Here is a 20,132-nt window from a genome sequence, read left to right on the forward strand (position 1 = left end):
GGCCTTTCCGGGTACCCGGATCCGCACGAGGAGCACTCTTGCCAGACGAGGCCCAGCCAGTCGCCGCCCCGCAGCCCGACCAGCCCGCGGCGGCCCCAGCCGCGCCCGGGAAGAGGCAGTCCGCGGAGAAGCCGAAGCCGATGCCCGGCAAGGGCCCCGAGGCAGGTCCCGTCGCCCCCGGCCCGCCCGTGCAGCCGGCCGCCGCGGCGCCCCCCGCCGCCTCCGCCCCGAAGCCGCCGTCGAAGCCCGCGGCCAGGCCCGTGCAGCCCACCGCTCCCGCCACCCGCTCCGGCGGCTCGTCCAACCGGGTGAGGGCCCGGCTGGCCCGGCTCGGCGTGCAGCGCTCCAGCCCGTACAACCCGGTGCTCGAACCGCTGCTGCGGATCGTCCGCGGCAACGACCCCAAGATCGAGACGGCCACGCTCCGCCAGATCGAGCGCGCCTACCAGGTCGCCGAGCGCTGGCACCGGGGCCAGAAGCGCAAGAGCGGCGACCCGTACATCACCCACCCGCTCGCCGTGACGACCATCCTCGCCGAGCTTGGCATGGACCCGGCGACCCTGATGGCCGGGCTGCTCCACGACACCGTCGAGGACACCGAGTACGGCCTCGACACCCTGCGCCGCGACTTCGGCGACCAGGTCGCCCTGCTCGTCGACGGCGTCACCAAGCTGGACAAGGTCAAGTTCGGCGAGGCCGCGCAGGCCGAGACCGTACGCAAGATGGTCGTCGCCATGGCCAAGGACCCCCGGGTCCTGGTCATCAAGCTCGCCGACCGCCTGCACAACATGCGCACCATGCGGTACCTCAAGCGGGAGAAGCAGGAGAAGAAGGCCCGCGAGACGCTGGAGATCTACGCCCCGCTGGCGCACCGCCTGGGCATGAACACCATCAAGTGGGAGCTGGAGGACCTCGCCTTCGCGATCCTCTACCCCAAGATGTACGACGAGATCGTGCGCCTGGTGGCCGAGCGCGCCCCCAAGCGCGACGAGTACCTCGCCATAGTGACCGACGAGGTCCAGGCCGATCTGCGCGCCGCCCGGATCAAGGCCACCGTCACCGGCCGGCCGAAGCACTACTACAGCGTCTACCAGAAGATGATCGTGCGGGGCCGGGACTTCGCCGAGATCTACGACCTGGTGGGCATCCGGGTCCTCGTCGACACCGTCCGCGACTGCTACGCGGCGCTCGGCACCGTCCACGCGCGATGGAATCCGGTCCCCGGCCGGTTCAAGGACTACATCGCGATGCCCAAGTTCAACATGTACCAGTCACTGCACACCACGGTGATCGGGCCCAGCGGCAAGCCCGTCGAACTCCAGATCCGCACCTTCGACATGCACCGCCGCGCCGAGTACGGTATCGCCGCGCACTGGAAGTACAAGCAGGAGGCCGTCGCGGGCGCCTCCAAGGTCCGCACCGACGTGCCCAAGAGCCCCGGCAAGGGCGCCCGCCAGGACACCGTCAACGACATGGCCTGGCTGCGCCAGCTCCTGGACTGGCAGAAGGAGACCGAGGACCCCGGCGAGTTCCTGGAGTCGCTCCGCTTCGACCTCTCGCGCAACGAGGTCTTCGTCTTCACGCCCAAGGGCGACGTGATAGCGCTGCCCGCCGGAGCGACCCCGGTCGACTTCGCGTACGCGGTGCACACGGAGGTCGGCCACCGGACCATAGGAGCACGGGTCAACGGCCGGCTCGTCCCGCTCGAATCGACGCTCGACAACGGCGACCTGGTGGAGGTCTTCACCTCCAAGGCGGCCGGAGCCGGACCGTCCCGGGACTGGCTGGGCTTCGTCAAGTCGCCCCGCGCCCGCAACAAGATCCGTGCCTGGTTCTCCAAGGAGCGCCGCGACGAGGCGATCGAGCAGGGCAAGGACGCCATCGCCCGGGCCATGCGCAAGCAGAACCTGCCGATCCAGCGCATCCTGACCGGCGACTCCCTGGTCACCCTCGCCCACGAGATGCGCTACCCCGACATCTCCTCGCTGTACGCGGCGATCGGTGAGGGCCATGTCGCGGCCGCCGGGGTCGTGCAGAAGCTGGTCCAGGCGCTCGGCGGCGAGGACGAGGCCAACGAGGACATCGCCGAGAGCTCGCCGCCCTCCCGCAGCCGTAGTAAGCGGCGCTCCAACGCCGACCCGGGCGTGGTCGTCAAGGGCGTGGAGGACGTCTGGGTCAAGCTGGCCCGCTGCTGCACGCCGGTGCCCGGCGACCCGATCATCGGCTTCGTCACCCGCGGCAGCGGCGTCTCCGTGCACCGCGCCGACTGCGTCAACGTCGACTCGCTGTCGCAGCAGCCGGAGCGGATCCTGGACGTCGAGTGGGCGCCGACCCAGTCCTCGGTCTTCCTGGTCGCCATCCAGGTCGAGGCGCTCGACCGGTCCCGGCTGCTCTCGGACGTGACGCGCGTCCTGTCCGACCAGCACGTCAACATCCTGTCGGCGGCCGTCCAGACCTCCCGGGACCGGGTGGCCACCTCCCGCTTCACCTTCGAGATGGGCGACCCCAAGCACCTCGGCCACGTACTGAAGGCGGTCCGGGGCGTGGAGGGCGTCTACGACGTCTACCGGGTGACCTCGGCCCGCCGGCCGTAGCGGCGGGCCGGTACGGGGCACGGGGCACGGGGCTCCGCCTCGGCCTCGTACCGGCCGTACGGCACGGCACTGCCGCATCCCGCCAGTTGCCGCGCCGCACCCGCCCGGACGCGGAAGGGGCCTTCCCGCGCGAACACGGAAAGGCCCCTCGGGCGTACGTCGGCTCCGCCGACTCAGCCCCCGAACTCCTCCAGGCCCTTGAGCGCCTGGTCCAGCAGCGCCTGACGGCCTTCGAGCTCCTTGGCCAGCTTGTCGGCACGGGCGTTGTTGCCCGAGGCGCGGGCGGCGTCGATCTGCGTACGCAGCTTGTCGACGGCCGCCTGGAGCTGACCGGTCAGCCCCGCGGCGCGGGCACGCGCCTCGGGGTTCGTCCGGCGCCACTCCGCCTCCTCGGCCTCCTGGAGGGCCCGCTCCACCGCGTGCATCCGCCCCTCGACCTTCGGGCGGGCGTCGCGCGGTACGTGACCGATGGCCTCCCAGCGCTCGTTGATGGCCCGGAACGCGGCCCTGGCCGCCTTCAGGTCCTTCACCGGCACCAGACGCTCGGCCTCGACCGCGAGCTCCTCCTTCAGCTTGAGGTTGTCGCCCTGCTCCGCGTCCCGCTCGGCGAAGACCTCGCTGCGGGCGGCGAAGAAGACGTCCTGCGCACCGCGGAAGCGGTTCCACAGGTCGTCCTCGGCCTCGCGCTGGGCGCGGCCCGCCGCCTTCCACGCCGTCATCAGGTCGCGGTAGCGGGCGGCGGTGGCCCCCCAGTCGGTGGAGCCGGAGAGCGACTCCGCCTCGGCGACCAGCTTCTCCTTGGCCTTGCGGGCGTCCTCGCGCTGGGCGTCCAGCGAGGCGAAGTGGGCCTTGCGACGCTTGGAGAACGCCGAGCGGGCGTGCGAGAAGCGGTGCCACAGCTCGTCGTCGGACTTGCGGTCGAGCCGGGGGAGGCCCTTCCACGTGTCGACGAGCGCGCGGAGCCGTTCGCCGGCCGAGCGCCACTGCTCGCTCTGCGCCAGCTCCTCGGCCTCGGCGACCAGGGCCTCCTTGGCGTGCTTCGCCTCGTCGGTCTGCTTCGCCTTCTGGACCTTGCGCTCCTCACGACGCGCCTCGACGGCCGCGACGAGCGCGTCGAGCCGCTTGCGCAGCGCGTCGAGGTCACCCACGGCGTGGTGCTCGTCCACCTGGACACGCAGATGCTCGATGGCGGTCGTCGCGTCCTTCGCCGACAGGTCGGTCGTCTTCACCCGCCGTTCGAGGAGGCCGATCTCGACCGCAATGCCCTCGTACTTGCGCTCGAAGTAGGCCAGAGCCTCCTCGGGGGAACCCGCCTGCCACGATCCGACGACCTGCTCGCCGTCGGCTGTCCGCACGTACACGGTGCCGGTCTCATCGACACGGCCCCACGGGTCGCTGCTCACAGCGTCTCCTCCACCTGATGCCCGCGAGGGGGTTTCACCCCCCTGGCATCGTCCACAGTTTCCTGGGGCGGGCAGCGCCCGCCCTGCACAACGTCAATCTAGGCGACCGGCCGCCCGGCTGTCCGCACTCAGCGCGACCGAAAAAAATCAGTCCCGCACCCGGCGGCGCCGGAGGCGGTCCGGCCGGTCACGACTTGTCGACAGTGGCCTTCGTGATCTTCACTTCCTTCTTCGGCGCGGCGTCGGGCGCACCGCCCACCGCGCCCGCCGCCCCGATCTTCTCCAGGGTCTTCAGCGAGGCGTCGTCCATCGTGCCGAACGGGGTGTAGTTGGGCGGCAGCTTGCTGTCCTTGTAGACCAGGAAGAACTGGCTGCCGCCGGTCTGCGGTCCGGCGTTCGCCATCGCGACCGTACCCGCCGGGTACGTCACCGTGCCGTCCTTGCCGGGCTTGCCCAGACCGTCCAGGTTCTCGTCGGGGATGGTGTATCCGGGGCCGCCCGTGCCGTCGCCCTTGGGATCGCCGCACTGCAGGACGAAGATGCCCTGCGTGGTGAGCCGGTGGCACTTGGTGCCGTCGAAGAAGCCCTTGTCGGCCAGCGACTTGAAGGAGTTCGTGGTGTGCGGCGTCTTCGCCGCCTCCATGGAGAACGAGATGTCGCCCTGGCTCGTTCCCAGCGCCATCGTGTACGCGGCCTTCTTGTCGATCTTCATCGCGGGCTCGGGAGCCTTGCTCTCCTCGCTCGGCGACGGGCTCGCGCTCGCGGCGGCGTCCGCGGTGTCCTTCTTGGTGTCGTCGCCGCTGAGGGCGAGGTAGGAGGCCCCGCCGATGACCGCCACCGCCACGACCGAGGACGCGATGATGATCGTCAGCCGCTTCCTGCGGTTGCGGGCCTCCTCCCGGCGCTGCTGCTGCCGCTGGAACTTGTCCCTGGCGAGCTGCCGTCGCCGCTGATCGCTGCTGACCACCGGGTGATCTCCTTGCTGGGTCGTGGGTTCGGGCCTTGGCTGCCCCGTACCGTATATGGGTTAGCTGTGGAATGAGGAGCGCCGGTAGGCTCTGAACTGCCGCGACCCCCTCCGTCGCGTTCCGCCGTCGGACGACCATTAAGGACGATCGTGCTCATTGCCGGGTTCCCCGCAGGGGCCTGGGGGACCAATTGCTATCTGGTCGCCCCGGCCGCGGGCGAGGAGTGCGTGATCATCGACCCGGGCCACCAGGCCGCCTCCGGAGTCGAGGAGGCGCTGAAGAAGCATCGGCTGAAGCCGGTCGCCGTCGTACTGACCCACGGCCACATCGACCACGTCGCCTCGGTGGTCCCGGTGTGCGGCGCGCACGACGTCCCCGCCTGGATCCACCCCGAGGACCGGTTCATGATGAGCGACCCGGAGAAGGCCCTCGGCCGCTCCATCGGGATGCCGCTCATGGGCGAGCTGACGATCGGGGAGCCGGACGACGTCAAGGAGCTGAGTGACGGTGCCCGTCTGGAGTTGGCCGGGATGGAGTTCTCCGTCGCGCACGCGCCAGGCCATACCAAGGGGTCGGTGACGTTCAGGATGCCCGAGGCCGCGGATGTTCCGCAGGTCCTCTTCTCGGGCGACCTGCTCTTCGCCGGCTCCGTCGGACGCACCGACCTGCCCGGTGGCGACCACGCCGAGCTGCTCGAGTCGCTGGCCCGCGTGTGCCTGCCGCTCGACGACTCGACCGTGGTGCTGTCCGGCCACGGCCCCCAGACGACCATCGGCCGCGAGCGCGTCTCCAATCCGTTCCTGAACGGACTGGACGCGCCCCGACGAGGAATGTGACGAGAAAAACCCCGTGAGCACCTTCAAGGCCCCCAAGGGCACGTACGACCTGACCCCGCCGGACTCCGCCAAGTACCTCGCGGTGCGCGAGGCGATCGCCGCGCCCCTGAAGAACTCCGGCTACGGCTACATCGAGACGCCCGGCTTCGAGGACGTCGCCCTCTTCTCGCGCGGTGTCGGTGAGTCCACCGACATCGTGACCAAGGAGATGTACACCCTCACCACCAAGGGCGGCTCGCAGCTGGCCCTGCGCCCCGAGGGCACCGCCTCGGTGCTCCGCGCCGCGCTGGAGGCCAACCTCCACAAGCTCGGCAACCTGCCGGTGAAGCTCTGGTACTCCGGTTCCTACTACCGCTACGAGCGCCCGCAGAAGGGCCGCTACCGGCACTTCTCGCAGGTCGGCGCCGAGGCGATCGGGGCCGAGGACCCGGCGCTGGACGCCGAGCTGATCATCCTGGCCGACCAGGCATACCGCACGCTGGGCCTGCGGAACTTCCGCATCCTGCTCAACTCGCTGGGCGACAAGGAGTGCCGCCCCGTCTACCGGGACGCCCTCCAGACCTTCCTGCGCGAGCTCGACCTGGACGAGGAGACCCGCCGCCGCATCGAGATCAACCCGCTCCGGGTCCTCGACGACAAGCGGGCCGAGGTGCAGAAGCAGCTGACCGGCGCCCCGGTGCTGCGCGACTACCTGTGCGACGCCTGCAAGGCGTACCACGAGGAGGTGCGCGACCTGCTCTCGGCGGCCGGTGTGGTCTACGAGGACGACGAGAAGCTCGTCCGCGGTCTCGACTACTACACCCGCACCACCTTCGAGTTCGTCCACGACGGGCTCGGCTCGCAGTCCGCGGTGGGCGGCGGCGGCCGCTACGACGGCCTCTCCGAGATGATCGGCGGCCCGGCGCTCCCCTCGGTGGGCTGGGCGCTCGGCGTGGACCGTACGGTGCTCGCGCTGGAGGCCGAGGGCGTCGAGCTCGAACTCCCCGCGACCACCAGCGTCTTCGCGGTACCGCTCGGCGAGGAGGCCCGGCGGGTGCTCTTCGGCGTGGTCACGCAGCTGCGCCGCGACGGTGTCGCGGCGGACTTCGCGTACGGGAACCGGGGCCTCAAGGGCGCGATGAAGAGCGCGAACCGGTCCGGGGCCCGCTTCACGGTCGTCGCGGGCGAGCGCGACCTGGCCGAGGGCGTCGTCCAGCTCAAGGACATGGAGTCCGGCGAGCAGACGCCCGTGGCCCTGGCCGAGGTGGCCGGGGAGATCCGCGGGCGCCTGGGCCGATAGGTCCCGGAGGGGCGGTGACGGGGTTCCGTCGCCGCCCCCTTCGGCGTGTGCGGCCACCCCACCCGGCGTCAACTCGGCGGGAGTGGATTCATTCCAGCGGGTGGAATTGACGGGGAAACGCCAACCGTGGTTTCCCAGAGCCGCGTTGAGGAGGGTGAGCCGCGACTCGGTCCCCGCCAGGAGCCCACTCGGTCCCCGCCAGGAGCCCGGCGCCGGTGCGGGCGCCTCCAACCCCCGCAGCCCGTACCGGCCGTGCGGGCAGCTTTGGGCACACCTTTATGTTCATCGAACGGAAGACCGGTGCCGGGTTGCGGCACAATGACCCGTGCCCAGCAGGCCACTCACTGATGGAACGGCGATATGACGACTGCAACGGTTGACCATCCCTCCTCCGAGCAGGACGAGGACGGCGGCGGGCGGACCATCGGCGGCGGTCGCGCGTTCGCACTGCTCCTGGTGATCACCGGTGCCGCCGGGCTCCTGGCCGCCTGGGTCATCACGATCGACAAGTTCAAGCTGCTGGAGGACCCCAACTTCACGCCGGGGTGCAGCCTGAACCCCGTGGTCGCCTGCGGCAACATCATGAAGAGCGAGCAGGCGGCGGCCTTCGGCTTCCCGAACCCGATGCTCGGCATGGCCACCTACCCCGTGATCATCGGCATCGGCCTGGCCCTGCTCGCCGGTGCCCGGTTCCGCAGCTGGTACTGGCTCGGCATGAACGCCGGAACCCTGTTCGGCGTCGGCTTCTGCACCTGGCTCCAGTACCAGTCGCTCTACAACATCAACTCGCTCTGCCTCTGGTGCTGCCTGGCCTGGGTCGCCACGATCTTCATGTTCTGCTACGTCACCACGCACAACATCAAGCACCGGATCATCCCCGCGCCGAACTGGCTCCGCAACGGCCTCACGGAGTTCCACTGGGTAGTGCCGGTCCTGTGGATCGGGGTCATCGGCATGCTCATCCTGACCCGCTGGTGGGACTTCTGGACCAGCTGACCGGCGGGCCCTCCCCCGATCGCCAGGTCCGGCGGGGATGTCAGTGCCGTGACATAGGCTTCAAGACGTGGAGCCCGACCTTTTCACCGCAGCAGCCGAAGACCGCCAGGAGAAGGACCCGACCGGCAGCCCCCTGGCCGTCCGGATGCGTCCCCGCACCCTCGACGAGGTCGTCGGCCAGCAGCATCTGCTCAAGCCGGGCTCGCCGCTGCGCCGCCTCGTGGGGGAGGGGAACGGCGGCCCGGCCGGCCCGTCGTCCGTGATCCTCTGGGGCCCGCCCGGCATCGGGAAGACGACCCTGGCGTACGTGGTCAGCAAGGCCACCAACAAGCGCTTCGTCGAGCTCTCGGCGATCACCGCGGGCGTCAAGGAGGTGCGGGCCGTCATCGAGGGCGCCCGCCGCGCCACCGGGGGGTACGGCAAGGAGACCGTCCTCTTCCTCGACGAGATCCACCGCTTCTCCAAGGCGCAGCAGGACTCCCTGCTCCCCGCGGTCGAGAACCGCTGGGTCACCCTGATCGCGGCGACCACCGAGAACCCCTACTTCTCGGTCATCTCGCCGCTCCTCTCCCGCTCCCTGCTGCTCACCCTGGAGCCGCTCACCGACGACGACCTGCGCGGGCTGCTCGGCCGGGCGCTGGCCGACGAGCGCGGGCTCGGCGGTGCGGTGACGCTGCCGGAGGACGCCGAATCGCATCTGCTGCGCATCGCGGGCGGTGACGCCCGCCGGGCGCTGACGGCTCTGGAGGCCGCGGCCGGTGCGGCGCTGGACAAGCGGGAGGAGGAGATCAGCCTCCAGACGCTGGAGGAGACCGTCGACCGCGCGGCCGTCACCTACGACCGGGACGGCGACCAGCACTACGACGTGGCGAGCGCGCTCATCAAGTCGATCCGCGGCTCCGACGTGGACGCCGCGCTCCACTACCTGGCCCGGATGATCGAGGCGGGGGAGGACCCCCGGTTCATCGCGCGCCGGCTGATGATCTCGGCCAGCGAGGACATCGGCCTGGCCGACCCCACGGCGCTGCCCACCGCCGTGGCCGCCGCGCAGGCGGTCGCCATGATCGGTTTCCCGGAAGCGGCGCTCACCCTGAGCCACGCCACCATCGCCCTCGCCCTGGCCCCCAAGTCCAACGCGGCGACGCTGGCGATATCCGCCGCCCAGGAGGACGTGCGCAAGGGCCTCGCCGGCCCCGTCCCGGCCCACCTGCGCGACGGCCACTACAAGGGCGCCGCCAAGCTCGGCCACGCCCAGGGCTATGTCTACCCGCACGACGTCCCCGGCGGCATCGCCGCCCAGCAGTACGCGCCGGACGCGGTCCGGGACCGGCACTACTACCGCCCGACGCGCTACGGCGCGGAGGCCCGCTACGCCGACGTGGTCGACCGGGTCCGCGAGCGGCTCGGCCGTACGGGCCCGGGCAAGGAGGCCGGTCCGGCCTCGGGGTGAGGTGGTGCGACGGTCAGCGCGCCGCCGCCTCGAAGAGGGTCCGTACGGCGTGGCTCAGTCCGGCGGCGTCCCGCACCGGCTCGGGGAACTCGAAGCGCGCGTCGTAGTACGGGCCGGCCGGCTCGCACAGCCGCACGCGCAGTCCGTGCCGGTCCATCGCCAGCGGAACGACCGAGGGCAGATGGGCCGGGCAACGGCCCGCCGTCCGCCCGCCCAGCAGTCCGCGCAGACTCCGCAGCTGCTCGCCGTGGGCCGTGGCCAGATGCTGGAGCAGTTCCGCCTCGTGGTCCAGGAACGGGTCGGCGGACGCGTCGCGCAGTTCCTCGGGCCGGACCTCCCCCGTGCCCCACAGGTCGTCCACGTACGCCTCCCCGGTCTCCAGCCGGAGCGTCGTGCGGCCGGGGCCCGAGAGGCCGGGGACGGCGGTCAGCCGGCCGGAGACCCATGCCCGGCCGCGGACGCGGTGCGGGACGGAGACCGGGGCGACGTCCGTGATCTCCAGCACGGCCTCCGGTTCCCCGGCCCGGGCGTGCGTGGCGGCCCGTACGACGGGGGAGCCGGTGGGCAGTTCGAGGAAGACATCGCCCTCCGGTCCCACCGTCCTGGCCAGGGGCGTCAGCTGCTCCCGGGGCAGACGGCGCAGCCCGGGGACGAGCAGTACGGCGGAGCAGGTACTCTGTACGAGAGTTCGTGTGCGCTCGGCTGCTGACGGCATCCGAGTGGTTTCAAGCCCGCTGGGGCGCGGCTGACCACGATCTGATCGGTCCTCCGTCGTATCGGCACCCCGAGGGGTGTCGACGCTGTCAGTGCTGTCCGTGAAGTGACTGGTGTTCCCCGGGCGAGACATGCGATCTCCTCAACTAAGGTGAGCCTAACCTAACCTACGATGGAGGTCTGGAGAACGTGCCTAACCAGTCGCGTCCCAAGGTCAAGAAGAGCCGCGCGCTCGGCATTGCGCTGACGCCGAAGGCCGTCAAGTACTTCGAGGCCCGCCCCTACCCGCCGGGCGAGCACGGCCGCGGCCGCAAGCAGAACTCGGACTACAAGGTCCGTCTGCTGGAGAAGCAGCGTCTTCGCGCCCAGTACGACATCAGCGAGCGCCAGATGGCGCGCGCCTACGACCGCGCCAAGAAGGCCGAGGGCAAGACGGGCGAGGCGCTCGTCGTCGAGCTGGAGCGCCGTCTCGACGCCCTGGTTCTGCGTTCGGGCATCGCCAAGACCATCTACCAGGCCCGTCAGATGGTCGTCCACGGCCACATCGAGGTCAACGGTGGCAAGGTCGACAAGCCGTCCTTCCGCGTGCGTCCCGACGATGTCGTGCAGGTCCGCGAGCGCAGCCGTTCCAAGGTCCCCTTCCAGGTGGCCCGTGAGGGTGGCAACGACACCGACGGCGAGACCCCGCGCTACCTGCAGGTGAACCTGAAGGCCCTGGCCTTCCGCCTTGACCGGGACCCGAACCGCAAGGAAATCCCCGTGATCTGCGACGAGCAGCTCGTCGTCGAGTACTACGCCCGCTGATCCAGGCGTAGTCGTTTCAACGGCGCTCCGGCCCGCTTCCTCCCGATGCACGGGAAGGGGCGGGCCGGAGTGGTTTTCCGGGGGGCGCCACCGCTCCGGGCCGGGGCGCCGGGGGCTGCCGCCGGACCGCGGGGCCGTTCCCCAGCGCCCTGGCCACCGCCGCGTCCGGATCCAGCCGCCCGCCCTCGCGCAGTCCGGACTCGTAGCGGGTGTCCCCCAGCTCCCGGCGGGCCAGCTCCTCGCACCGCGCCCGGACCTGCCCGAAGTGCGCCGAACCGAACAGCGGCAGCCCCACCGAGGGCCAGAGCCGGTCGGCGGCCCCCTGGAGCACCGCCGCCTCCGCCGCGTCGCCCTCCACCACCGTGACCAGCGCCAGCAACTCCAGGGCGAGCACCGAACCGATCAGGTCGTGGAAGGCGCCACTGATCGTCAGTGACTGCCCGAGCAGTTCCCGGGCCCGTGCCGGACGGCCCTGCCGGGCGGCCGCGAAGGCCAGCACGTACCACGCGTACGACCGGGCCCACAGCTCCCCGTGGTCCTCGCACTCCGCCGTGATCTCCTCGCAGATCGCGGCCGCCCCGTCCGGGTCCCCGTCGAACCCGACCGCGGTCGCCAGCTCGACCCGGGCCATCAGCACATTGCTGTTCAGCTCGCCGAGCTCCCCGTAACGGCGCGCCGCGTCGTCCAGCAGCTCCCGCGCCCGGCCCAGGTCGCCGGTGACGAGCGCCAGGCTCCCGAGCCGGTGCGCCGCGTAGGCGAGCGCCACGGCGTCGTCGCCCCGTTCCGCCGCCTCCCGGCACTCCTGCAGCGCGGCGACCGCGCCGACCGGGTCGCCCTGGAGCACCGCCACGTGTCCCAGCACCCACAGCGCCTTCAGCCGCGAGGAGTCGTACGGGGTCTCCTCCTCCAGCACGTGGTCCAGCCAGTGCCGCCCCTCCGAGAGCCGCCCGCAGCACACCCAGAGGAACCACAGCGTGCCGGCCAGATGCTGCGCGAGATGGGCCTCGCCCGGATTCTCCAGCGAGCACTCCAGCGCCCGCCGCAGATTGGGCAGCTCGCTCCCGGCGCGCGCCGCCACCTCGGCCTGCCGGGGGCCGAACCAGTCCAGCTCGCACCAGGTCGCGAGCCCCAGGTACCAGTCCCGGTGGCGCCGACGCAGCCGCTCCGTGTCCTCGGTGGCCGCCAGCCACTCGGCGCCGTACTCCCGCACCGTGTCCAGCATCCGGTAGCGGGTGCCGTGCGCCGAGTCCTCGCGCACCACGACCGACTGCGCCAGCAGCCCGGAGAGCACGTCGAGCATCGCGTCGGCCGGCAGATCGGCCCCGCCGCAGACGTACTCCACGGCCTCCAGGTCGAACGGTCCGGCGAAGACCGAGAGCCGTGCCCAGAGCAGCCGCTGCTCCGGCGCGCACAGCTCGTGGCTCCAGCCGATGGCGGTACGCAGGGTCTGGTGGCGGGCGGGCGCGCTGCGGTTCGAACCGGTGAGCAGCCGGAAGCGGTCGTCCAGACGCTGCAGCAGCTGGACGGTGGACAGGGCGCGCAGCCGTCCGGCGGCCAGCTCCAGGGCGAGCGGGATTCCGTCCAGGCGGCGGCAGAGCTCCCGGGCGGCCTCGCGCTCGTCGTCGGCCGGCCGGGACTCCGGGCGGACCGCGGCGGCCCGCTCCTCGAACAGCAGCACCGCGTCCGCGTCCGACATCGGCGGCAGCGGGAAGACCACCTCCCCGGCCAGCTCCAGCGGCAGCCGCCCGACGGCCAGCACCCGCAGCCCCGGGGCCCGGCGCAGCAGATCCCGCACCAGCGAGGCGCAGGCGTCCACGAGCTGCTCGAAGCCGTCGATCACCAGCAGCAGCCGGCGCGTGGCCAGATGCTCGGCGAGGGTGGCGCGGGGCGCCCTGCCGACATGGCCGGAGAGCCCGAGCGCGTCGACCAGGGCGTGCTCCAGCAGCTCGGGGTCGTGGAGGGTGGTGAGCTCCGCCATCCAGACGCCGTCGCAGTACCGTTTCTCCAGAAGACCGGCGACGCGGACGGCGCAGCGGGTCTTGCCCACCCCGCCGACGCCGACCACCGTGACCAGCCTGGACTCCTCCAGGAGCTGGGCGAGGCGGACGAGTTCGTTCTCCCGTCCGACGAATCTGTTCAGCTCCGCCGGGAGGTTCCCGGGGCCGGTCCGGGCGTGGGGAACGTGGGGGGACGCAACGGGGCGCTGGGGGCGTCGCATGAAACACGCAGAGTACTGGTGCGGAGGCTCTCCGTACAATCTCGTCCGGGTGCCCCTCGACGTTTCCCCGGGTAATGCGGTACGGGGTGCGACCACCGGCGCGATAGGCTCAAGGGACGACGACCGGCCGTGACCACGGCCGTCGCCGGACCGAACAAGAGACAGTACGAAGACAGCGACGACCGAGAGAGCGGTGCACTGTGTCCGGTGGAGAGGTGGCCGGGATCCTGGTGGCCGTCTTCTGGGCGATCCTGGTCTCGTTCCTCGCCGTCGTGCTGGTGAGGCTGGCCCAGACGCTCAGGGCGACGACCAAGCTCGTGGCGGACGTGACCGAGCAGGCCGTTCCGCTGCTCGCCGACGCCTCCGCCACCGTGCGTTCCGCGCAGACCCAGCTCGACAAGGTCGACGCGATCGCGACGGACGTCCAGGAGGTCACGTCGAACGCCTCCGCGCTGTCCACCACGGTCGCCTCGACCTTCGGCGGCCCGCTCGTCAAGGTCGCCGCGTTCGGTTACGGGGTGCGCCGGGCCATCGGCCGCAGGACCGGAGCCGAACCGGAGGCCCCCCGCCGGCAGGTGATCGTCGGCCGCGCGGTGCCGTCCGCGCGCGGCCGGAAGCGCAACGGCAGAAGTTCCCGCGGACCGAAGGACTGACGCAGCATGTTCCGCCGTACGTTCTGGTTCGCCGCAGGTGCCGCCGCCGGTGTCTGGGCCACGGCCAAGGTGAATCAGAAGCTCAAGCAGCTCACCCCCGAGAGCCTCGCGGCGCAGGCCGCCGACCGGGCGATCGAGACGGGACACCGGCTCAAGGACTTCGCTCTGGACGTCCGGGAGTCCATGGTCCGGCGCGAGGCCGAACTGGGCGAGGCGCTGGGGCTGGAGGCACCGGTCGACCAGGACCTTCCGGTCCGGCCGCACCTCGTCGTGACCACCGAACACCGCAAGCTCCCCTATAAGTCGTACAACCGGAATGAGGACCACTGATGGAGTCGGCAGAAATTCGTCGCCGCTGGCTGAGCTTCTTCGAGGAGCGCGGTCACACCGTCGTCCCTTCGGCGTCGCTCATCGCGGACGACCCGACTCTGCTCCTGGTCCCCGCGGGCATGGTCCCCTTCAAGCCGTACTTCCTCGGCGAGGTCAAGCCCCCGGCCCCGCGCGTCACCAGCGTGCAGAAGTGCGTCCGTACGCCGGACATCGAGGAGGTCGGCAAGACCACCCGGCACGGCACGTTCTTCCAGATGTGCGGCAACTTCTCCTTCGGCGACTACTTCAAGGAGGGCGCCATCACGCTCTCCTGGGAGCTGCTCACCAGCTCCGTCGAGGACGGCGGCTTCGGCCTCGACCCCGAGCGGCTGTGGATCACCGTCTACCTCGACGACGACGAGGCCGAGCGGATCTGGCGCGAGAAGGTCGGCGTCCCGGCCGAGCGCATCCAGCGCCTGGGCAAGAAGGACAACTTCTGGTCCATGGGCGTCCCCGGCCCCTGCGGCCCCTGCTCCGAGATCAACTACGACCGCGGCCCCGAGTTCGGCGTCGAGGGCGGCCCGGCCGTCAACGACGAGCGGTACGTGGAGATCTGGAACCTGGTCTTCATGCAGTACGAGCGCGGCGCGGGCGACGGCAAGGAGGACTTCCCGATCCTCGGCGACCTGCCGTCGAAGAACATCGACACCGGCCTCGGCCTGGAACGCCTCGCGATGATCCTGCAGGGCGTGCAGAACATGTACGAGACCGACACCCTGCGCGTCGTCATGGACAAGGCCACCGAGCTGACCGGCGTCCGCTACGGCGCCGAGCACGGCTCGGACGTCTCGCTCCGGGTCGTCGCCGACCACATCCGCACCTCCGTGATGCTCATCGGTGACGGCGTCACCCCGGGCAACGAGGGCCGCGGCTACGTGCTGCGCCGCATCATGCGCCGCGCCGTCCGCAACATGCGCCTGTTGGGCGCCACCGGGCCGGTCGTCAAGGACCTGGTCGACGTCGTGATCGACACGATGGGGCAGCAGTACTCCGAGCTGATCACCGACCGCAAGCGCATCGAGACCGTCGCCCTCGCCGAGGAGGCCGCCTTCCTCAAGGCCCTCAAGGGCGGCACCAACATCCTCGACACCGCCGTCACCGAGACCAAGGCCGCCGGTGGCAGCGTCCTCGCCGGTGACAAGGCGTTCCTGCTCCACGACACCTGGGGCTTCCCGATCGACCTCACCCTGGAGATGGCCGCCGAACAGGGCCTCGCCGTGGACGAGGAGGGCTTCCGCCGCCTGATGAAGGAGCAGCGGGACCGCGCCAAGGCGGACGCCCGCGCCAAGAAGACCGGCCACGCCGACCTGTCCGCGTACCGCGAGGTCGCCGACAGCTCCGGCGCCACCGACTTCACCGGCTACACGACCACCGAGGGGGAGTCGGTCATCGTCGGCCTGCTCGTCGACGGTGTCTCCTCCCCGGCCGCCTCCGAGGGCGACGAGGTCGAGGTCGTCCTCGACCGCACCCCGTTCTACGCCGAGGGCGGCGGCCAGATCGCCGACCAGGGCCGCATCCGGCTCGACACCGGCGCCGTCATCGAGGTCCGCGACGTGCAGAAGCCGGTCCCCGGCGTCCACGTCCACAAGGGTGTCGTCCAGGTCGGCGAGGTCACCGTCGGTGCTCCGGCGTACGCCTCGATCGACGTGAAGCGCCGCCGGGCCATCGCCCGCGCCCACTCCGCCACGCACCTCACCCACCAGGCCCTGCGCGACGCGCTCGGCCCGACGGCCGCCCAGGCCGGTTCCGAGAACCAGCCCGGCCGCTTCCGCTTCGACTTCGGTTCGCCGAACGCCGTCCCCGGCACGGTCATGACCGACGTCGAGCAGAAGATCAACGACGTGCTCGCGCGCGAACTCGACGTCCAGGCCGAGGTCATGTCGATCGACGAGGCCAAGAAGCAGGGCGCCATCGCCGAGTTTGGCGAGAAGTACGGCGAGCGGGTCCGGGTCGTCACCATCGGCGACTTCTCCAAGGAGCTGTGCGGCGGTACGCACGTCCACAACACCGCCCAGCTGGGTCTGGTGAAGCTGCTCGGGGAGTCGTCCATCGGTTCCGGCGTGCGCCGCATCGAGGCCCTGGTCGGCGTCGACGCGTACAACTTCCTCGCCAAGGAGCACACCGTCGTCGCCCAGCTCCAGGAGCTGGTCAAGGGACGCCCGGAGGAGCTGCCCGAGAAGATCGCCGGCATGCTCGGCAAGCTGAAGGACGCCGAGAAGGAGATCGAGAAGTTCCGCGCGGAGAAGGTCCTCCAGGCCGCCGCCGGACTGGCCGAGTCCGCCAAGGACGTACGGGGCGTCGCCCTGGTCACCGGACAGGTGCCCGACGGCACCTCGGCCGACGACCTGCGCCGGCTCGTCCTCGACGTCCGCGGCCGCATCCAGGGCGGCCGGCCGGCCGTCGTCGCCCTGTTCACCACGGCCAACGGCCGTCCGCTGACCGTCATCGCGACCAACGAGGCGGCCCGTGAGCGCGGTCTCAAGGCCGGTGACCTGGTCCGTGCCGCGGCCAAGACCCTCGGCGGCGGTGGCGGCGGCAAGCCGGACGTCGCCCAGGGCGGTGGCCAGGACCCGGAGGCGATCGGCGCCGCCGTGTCCGCCGTCGAGCGCCTCGTCACCGAAACGGCGTGACGCCGGGCATGACGCAGATGCGCCGGGGCCGTCGCCTCGCGATCGACGTCGGGGACGCCCGGATCGGGGTCGCTTCCTGCGACCCCGACGGGATCCTCGCGACGCCGGTGGAGACCGTTCCGGGACGCGACGTCCCGGCGGCCCACCGGCGGCTCGGGCAGATCGTCGAGGAGTACGAGCCGATCGAGATCATCATCGGCCTGCCGAGGTCCCTCGGCGGCGGCGAGGGGCCCGCCGCCGCCAAGATCAGGGTCTTCGCCCAGGAGGTCGCCCGCTCGGCCGCACCCGTTCCGGTGCGATTGGTGGACGAGAGGATGACCACAGTGACGGCGAGCCAAGGGCTCCGCGCTTCGGGCGTGAAGTCCAAGAAAGGGCGATCCGTCATCGACCAGGCTGCCGCTGTGGTGATCCTTCAGAACGCTCTGGAGTCCGAGCGGGCCTCGGGCCGTCCGCCCGGGGAAGCCGTCGAGGTGGTTGGCTGATCGCGATACGGTAACGTTCCGCGCGATGCGGCGGTGTGTCGAACAAATACCGCACAGCAAGAGACGGAACGTCGTCTCGCGGCTCTAGGGGATCGATGACTGAGTATGGCCGGGGCCCCGGCTCCGAACCGTGGCATCCCGAGGACCCCTTGTACGGGGACCAGGGATGGGGAGGACAGCAGCCCGCCCACGGCCAGAACCAGTACGGCGGCCAGCAGCAGTCCTACCCGCACGATCCGTACGCCCAGCAGCCGCACGACCCGTACGCGCAGCAGCAGCCGCAGGCGCACGACCCGTACGCCCAGCAGCAGTACGAACAGCAGCCCGGTTACGGAGTCCCGCAGGACCCGTACGCCCAGCAGGGACACCAGCAGCCCCAGCCCCAGCAGCCCGCTCAGCCGGGCTACGGCGACGGCGGCTGGCAGACCGGGCAGCAGCAGGGTGCGATGCCCTACGCCCCCCAGCCGGCCGACCCGTACGGCGGGGGGCAGGGCGGCTACCCGGAGGCGCACGACTACTACGGCACCCCGGAGGCCTACCCGCCGCCGCAGCCCCCGGGCCGCCGCGAGGCCGCCCCGCAGCAGGAACCGGCGCCGAACCCGGACTGGGACCCCGAGGTCCAGCCGGAGGAGACCCACCCCTTCTTCACGGGCACGGACGAGCGCGACGCCGACGGGGACGACCGGGGTTCCCGCAGGCGCACCCGTGACCAGGACGACGACGGCTACGACGAGGACGGCGACGAGGACGACTCGCGCGTGTCCCGCCGTGGCGGACGCGGCGGCGAGCGCCGCGGCAAGGGCAAGAAGAAGAGCCGCAACGGCTGCGCCTGTCTGGTCGTCTCGCTGGTCCTGGCCGGCGGCCTCGGCGGGATCGTCTACCTCGGCTACGGCTTCTTCAAGGACCGGTACGGCTCGGCGCCCGACTACTCCGGCGCGGGCACCGGCCAGGTCGAGGTCGAGATCGAGAAGGGCGCTTACGGGGCCGACATCGGCAACATCCTGAAGAAGAAGGGCGTCGTCAAGAGCGTCGACGCGTTCGTCGCGGCGCAGAACGAGAACCCCAAGGGCAACTCCATCCAGGCGGGCGTCTACCTGCTCCGCAAGGAAATGTCCGCGGCCGAGGCCGTGAAGATGCTGGTCGACCCGAAGAGCCAGAACCTTCTGGTGATTCCCGAGGGATGGCGCAACGCCGCCGTCTACGAGCTCATCGACAAGAGGCTCGGCCTCAAGAAGGGGACGACCGAGGACATCGCCAAGTCCGACGCGTCGAAACTGGGCCTGCCGGGCTGGGCGGGTAAGAACAAGGACATCAAGGACCCGCTGGAGGGCTTCCTCTTCCCGGCCGCGTATTCGGTCACCAAGGAGACCAAGCCGGAGGCCGTCCTCAAGCAGATGGTCTCCCGCTCCAACGAGGAGTACAAGAAGCTCGACCTCGAAAAAACGGCCAAGAAGTACAAGCTGGACGGCCCCTGGCAGGTTCTCACCGTCGCCAGCCTGGTTCAGGCGGAGGGGCTCACGCACGACGACTTCCGCAAGATGGCCGAGGTTGTCTACAACCGCCTCGAGCCCGACAACATCGTCACCAATCGCAAGCTCCAGTTCGACTCCTCGTTCAACTACCTGAAGAAGCAGAGCAAGATCAAGATCGGGTCGAACGAGGTCCACACCAACCCGGACCCGTACAACACCTATTACCACGCCGGTCTGCCGCCCGGGCCCATCAGCAACCCCGGCGACGAGGCCCTGCGCGCCACGCTCAACCCCACCGGCGACGGGTGGATGTTCTTCATCTCGCTCGACGGCAAGAAGACCCAGTTCACCAAGACGGCCGCCGAGCACGACAAGCTCAACGAGAAGTTCAAGGAACAGCATGGCCTCGGCTGACCGGCGGTGCCGTGCCGCCGTTCTCGGATCGCCCATCGCGCACTCGCTCTCCCCGGTCCTGCACCGGGCCGCCTATGCGGAACTCGGCCTCACCCACTGGACGTACGACCGGTTCGAGATGGTCGAGGACGGTCTGGCCGCATTCATGGCGGGGCTCGACCCGACCTGGGCCGGGCTCTCGCTGACCATGCCGCTGAAGCGGGCGGTCATTCCGCTGCTGGACTCCGTCAGCGCGACCGCGGCCTCGGTGGAGGCCGTCAACACGGTCGTCCTCACCGAGGACGGCCGCCGGACCGGCGACAACACCGATATCCCCGGCATGGTCGCCGCACTGCGCGAACGGGGTGTGGAGAAGGTCGAGTCCGCCGCCGTGCTCGGCGCCGGGGCCACCGCCTCCTCGGCACTCGCCGCGCTGTCCAAGATCTGCGCGGGACCGGTCACGGCATACGTCCGCAGCCCGGAACGGGCCCGGGAGATGCGCGGCTGGGGCGAGCGCCTCGGCGTCGACGTCCGGACCGCCGACTGGGCGGAGGCCGGGCGGGCGCTGAGCGCCCCGCTGGTCGTCGCCACCACCCCCGCCGGAACCACGGACTCCCTGGCCGCCGCCGTGCCGGAGCGGCCCGGCACCCTCTTCGACGTGCTGTACGACCCGTGGCCGACCCGGCTCGCCGCCGACTGGGCGGCGCGGGGCGGCGCAGTGGTCGGAGGTCTCGACCTCTTGGTGCATCAGGCCGTGCTCCAGGTCGAGCAGATGACCGGCCGTGCGCCCGCGCCGCTCCCGGCCATGCGGCTGGCCGGCGAAGCGGCTCTCGCGGGGCGCTGAGGCAGGGGCGGAGCCCGGCGCGGGCCG

16 protein-coding genes are annotated in these 20,132 nt (G+C 71.0%); 12 read left to right on the forward strand and 4 right to left on the reverse strand.

All coding sequences use genetic code 11. The annotated features are described in order from the left end of the window. Window positions 1-38: 38 nt before the first annotated feature. Entirely contained in the window at window positions 39-2,594 is a 2,556-nt protein-coding gene (locus ACF08W_RS13880; protein ID WP_385210863.1) for a RelA/SpoT family protein, read from the forward strand. 173 nt (window positions 2,595-2,767) lie between these two features. Here ACF08W_RS13880 and ACF08W_RS13885 read toward each other — a convergent pair whose 3' ends face one another. Both ACF08W_RS13885 and ACF08W_RS13890 read right to left on the reverse strand, forming a co-directional pair. Beyond that, window positions 2,768-3,997: a DUF349 domain-containing protein gene (locus ACF08W_RS13885; protein WP_352277431.1), complete on the reverse strand. Its 1,230-nt coding sequence runs from the start codon at window positions 3,995-3,997 to the stop codon at window positions 2,768-2,770. A 187-nt stretch (window positions 3,998-4,184) separates the two neighbouring features. Then, entirely contained in the window at window positions 4,185-4,964 is a 780-nt protein-coding gene (locus ACF08W_RS13890; protein ID WP_352277430.1) for a peptidylprolyl isomerase, read from the reverse strand. A gap of 150 nt (window positions 4,965-5,114) precedes the next feature. Between ACF08W_RS13890 and ACF08W_RS13895 the strand changes: the two genes are divergently transcribed. The 4 genes from ACF08W_RS13895 to ACF08W_RS13910 all read left to right on the forward strand — a co-directional run bounded on the left by ACF08W_RS13895 (window position 5,115) and on the right by ACF08W_RS13910 (window position 9,526). Then, entirely contained in the window at window positions 5,115-5,801 is a 687-nt protein-coding gene (locus ACF08W_RS13895) for an MBL fold metallo-hydrolase (RefSeq protein WP_352277428.1), read from the forward strand. Between the two features lie 13 nt (window positions 5,802-5,814). Then, window positions 5,815-7,080 (forward strand): histidine--tRNA ligase, encoded by a 1,266-nt coding sequence (hisS, locus tag ACF08W_RS13900; RefSeq protein ID WP_352277427.1) that lies wholly within the window; start codon window positions 5,815-5,817, stop codon window positions 7,078-7,080. Between the two features lie 360 nt (window positions 7,081-7,440). Beyond that, window positions 7,441-8,076 carry a vitamin K epoxide reductase family protein gene (locus tag ACF08W_RS13905; protein WP_392279343.1) on the forward strand — a complete coding sequence of 212 codons (636 nt, stop codon included), beginning with the start codon at window positions 7,441-7,443 and terminating at the stop codon, window positions 8,074-8,076. A 67-nt stretch (window positions 8,077-8,143) separates the two neighbouring features. Then, window positions 8,144-9,526: a replication-associated recombination protein A gene (locus tag ACF08W_RS13910; RefSeq protein ID WP_352277424.1), complete on the forward strand. Its 1,383-nt coding sequence runs from the start codon at window positions 8,144-8,146 to the stop codon at window positions 9,524-9,526. A gap of 13 nt (window positions 9,527-9,539) precedes the next feature. Here ACF08W_RS13910 and ACF08W_RS13915 read toward each other — a convergent pair whose 3' ends face one another. Next, the gene (locus ACF08W_RS13915) at window positions 9,540-10,241 is read right to left on the reverse strand and encodes a DUF2470 domain-containing protein (RefSeq protein WP_392279344.1); all 702 of its coding nucleotides are present in this window, start codon (window positions 10,239-10,241) and stop codon (window positions 9,540-9,542) included. Between the two features lie 188 nt (window positions 10,242-10,429). Here ACF08W_RS13915 and rpsD point away from each other — a divergent pair, with 188 nt between their 5' ends. Next, window positions 10,430-11,044, forward strand: coding sequence for a 30S ribosomal protein S4 (gene rpsD, locus ACF08W_RS13920; RefSeq protein WP_352277422.1), 615 nt, complete (start codon window positions 10,430-10,432; stop codon window positions 11,042-11,044). Between the two features lie 16 nt (window positions 11,045-11,060). On the opposite strand, the gene ACF08W_RS13925 is transcribed toward rpsD, so the two are convergent. Then, the gene (locus tag ACF08W_RS13925; RefSeq protein ID WP_392279345.1) at window positions 11,061-13,262 is read right to left on the reverse strand and encodes an ATP-binding protein; all 2,202 of its coding nucleotides are present in this window, start codon (window positions 13,260-13,262) and stop codon (window positions 11,061-11,063) included. Window positions 13,263-13,477: 215 nt separating this feature from the next. On the opposite strand from ACF08W_RS13925, the gene ACF08W_RS13930 reads away from it, so the two are divergent. From ACF08W_RS13930 to ACF08W_RS13955, 6 genes are all read left to right on the forward strand, one after another. Further along, window positions 13,478-13,915, forward strand: coding sequence for a DUF948 domain-containing protein (locus tag ACF08W_RS13930; protein WP_352277601.1), 438 nt, complete (start codon window positions 13,478-13,480; stop codon window positions 13,913-13,915). Between the two features lie 6 nt (window positions 13,916-13,921). Continuing rightward, entirely contained in the window at window positions 13,922-14,245 is a 324-nt protein-coding gene (locus tag ACF08W_RS13935; RefSeq protein WP_352277418.1) for a hypothetical protein, read from the forward strand. Beyond that, window positions 14,245-16,914, forward strand: a complete 2,670-nt coding sequence (alaS, locus tag ACF08W_RS13940) for an alanine--tRNA ligase (RefSeq protein WP_392279346.1) — start codon at window positions 14,245-14,247, stop codon at window positions 16,912-16,914. Before ACF08W_RS13935 ends, alaS begins: the two co-directional genes overlap by 1 nt. Before the next feature lie 8 nt (window positions 16,915-16,922). After that, entirely contained in the window at window positions 16,923-17,396 is a 474-nt protein-coding gene (ruvX, locus tag ACF08W_RS13945; protein WP_352277415.1) for a Holliday junction resolvase RuvX, read from the forward strand. 95 nt (window positions 17,397-17,491) lie between these two features. Further along, on the forward strand, window positions 17,492-19,282 hold the full coding sequence (gene mltG / locus ACF08W_RS13950) for an endolytic transglycosylase MltG (protein WP_392279347.1): 1,791 nt from the start codon (window positions 17,492-17,494) through the stop codon (window positions 19,280-19,282). Next, complete coding sequence (locus tag ACF08W_RS13955) at window positions 19,269-20,105, forward strand: shikimate dehydrogenase (RefSeq protein WP_392279348.1); 837 nt, start codon at window positions 19,269-19,271, stop codon at window positions 20,103-20,105. Before mltG ends, ACF08W_RS13955 begins: the two co-directional genes overlap by 14 nt. Window positions 20,106-20,132: the final 27 nt, after the last annotated feature.

The sequence above is a fragment of the Streptomyces sp. NPDC015144 genome (assembly GCF_043079735.1).
Classification (GTDB): domain Bacteria; phylum Actinomycetota; class Actinomycetes; order Streptomycetales; family Streptomycetaceae; genus Streptomyces.

Bases quoted from the DNA above. Each gene is read 5' to 3' on its own strand.
- ACF08W_RS13905 (WP_392279343.1), top strand. From the start codon at position 7,441: ATGACGACTGCAACGGTTGACCATCCCTCCTCCGAGCAGGACGAGGAC.
- ACF08W_RS13915 (WP_392279344.1), bottom strand. From the start codon at position 10,241: ATGCCGTCAGCAGCCGAGCGCACACGAACTCTCGTACAGAGTACCTGC.
- ACF08W_RS13925 (WP_392279345.1), bottom strand. From the start codon at position 13,262: ATGCGACGCCCCCAGCGCCCCGTTGCGTCCCCCCACGTTCCCCACGCC.
- ACF08W_RS13935 (WP_352277418.1), top strand. From the start codon at position 13,922: ATGTTCCGCCGTACGTTCTGGTTCGCCGCAGGTGCCGCCGCCGGTGTC.
- alaS (WP_392279346.1), top strand. From the start codon at position 14,245: ATGGAGTCGGCAGAAATTCGTCGCCGCTGGCTGAGCTTCTTCGAGGAG.
- ruvX (WP_352277415.1), top strand. From the start codon at position 16,923: ATGACGCAGATGCGCCGGGGCCGTCGCCTCGCGATCGACGTCGGGGAC.
- mltG (WP_392279347.1), top strand. From the start codon at position 17,492: ATGACTGAGTATGGCCGGGGCCCCGGCTCCGAACCGTGGCATCCCGAG.
- ACF08W_RS13955 (WP_392279348.1), top strand. From the start codon at position 19,269: ATGGCCTCGGCTGACCGGCGGTGCCGTGCCGCCGTTCTCGGATCGCCC.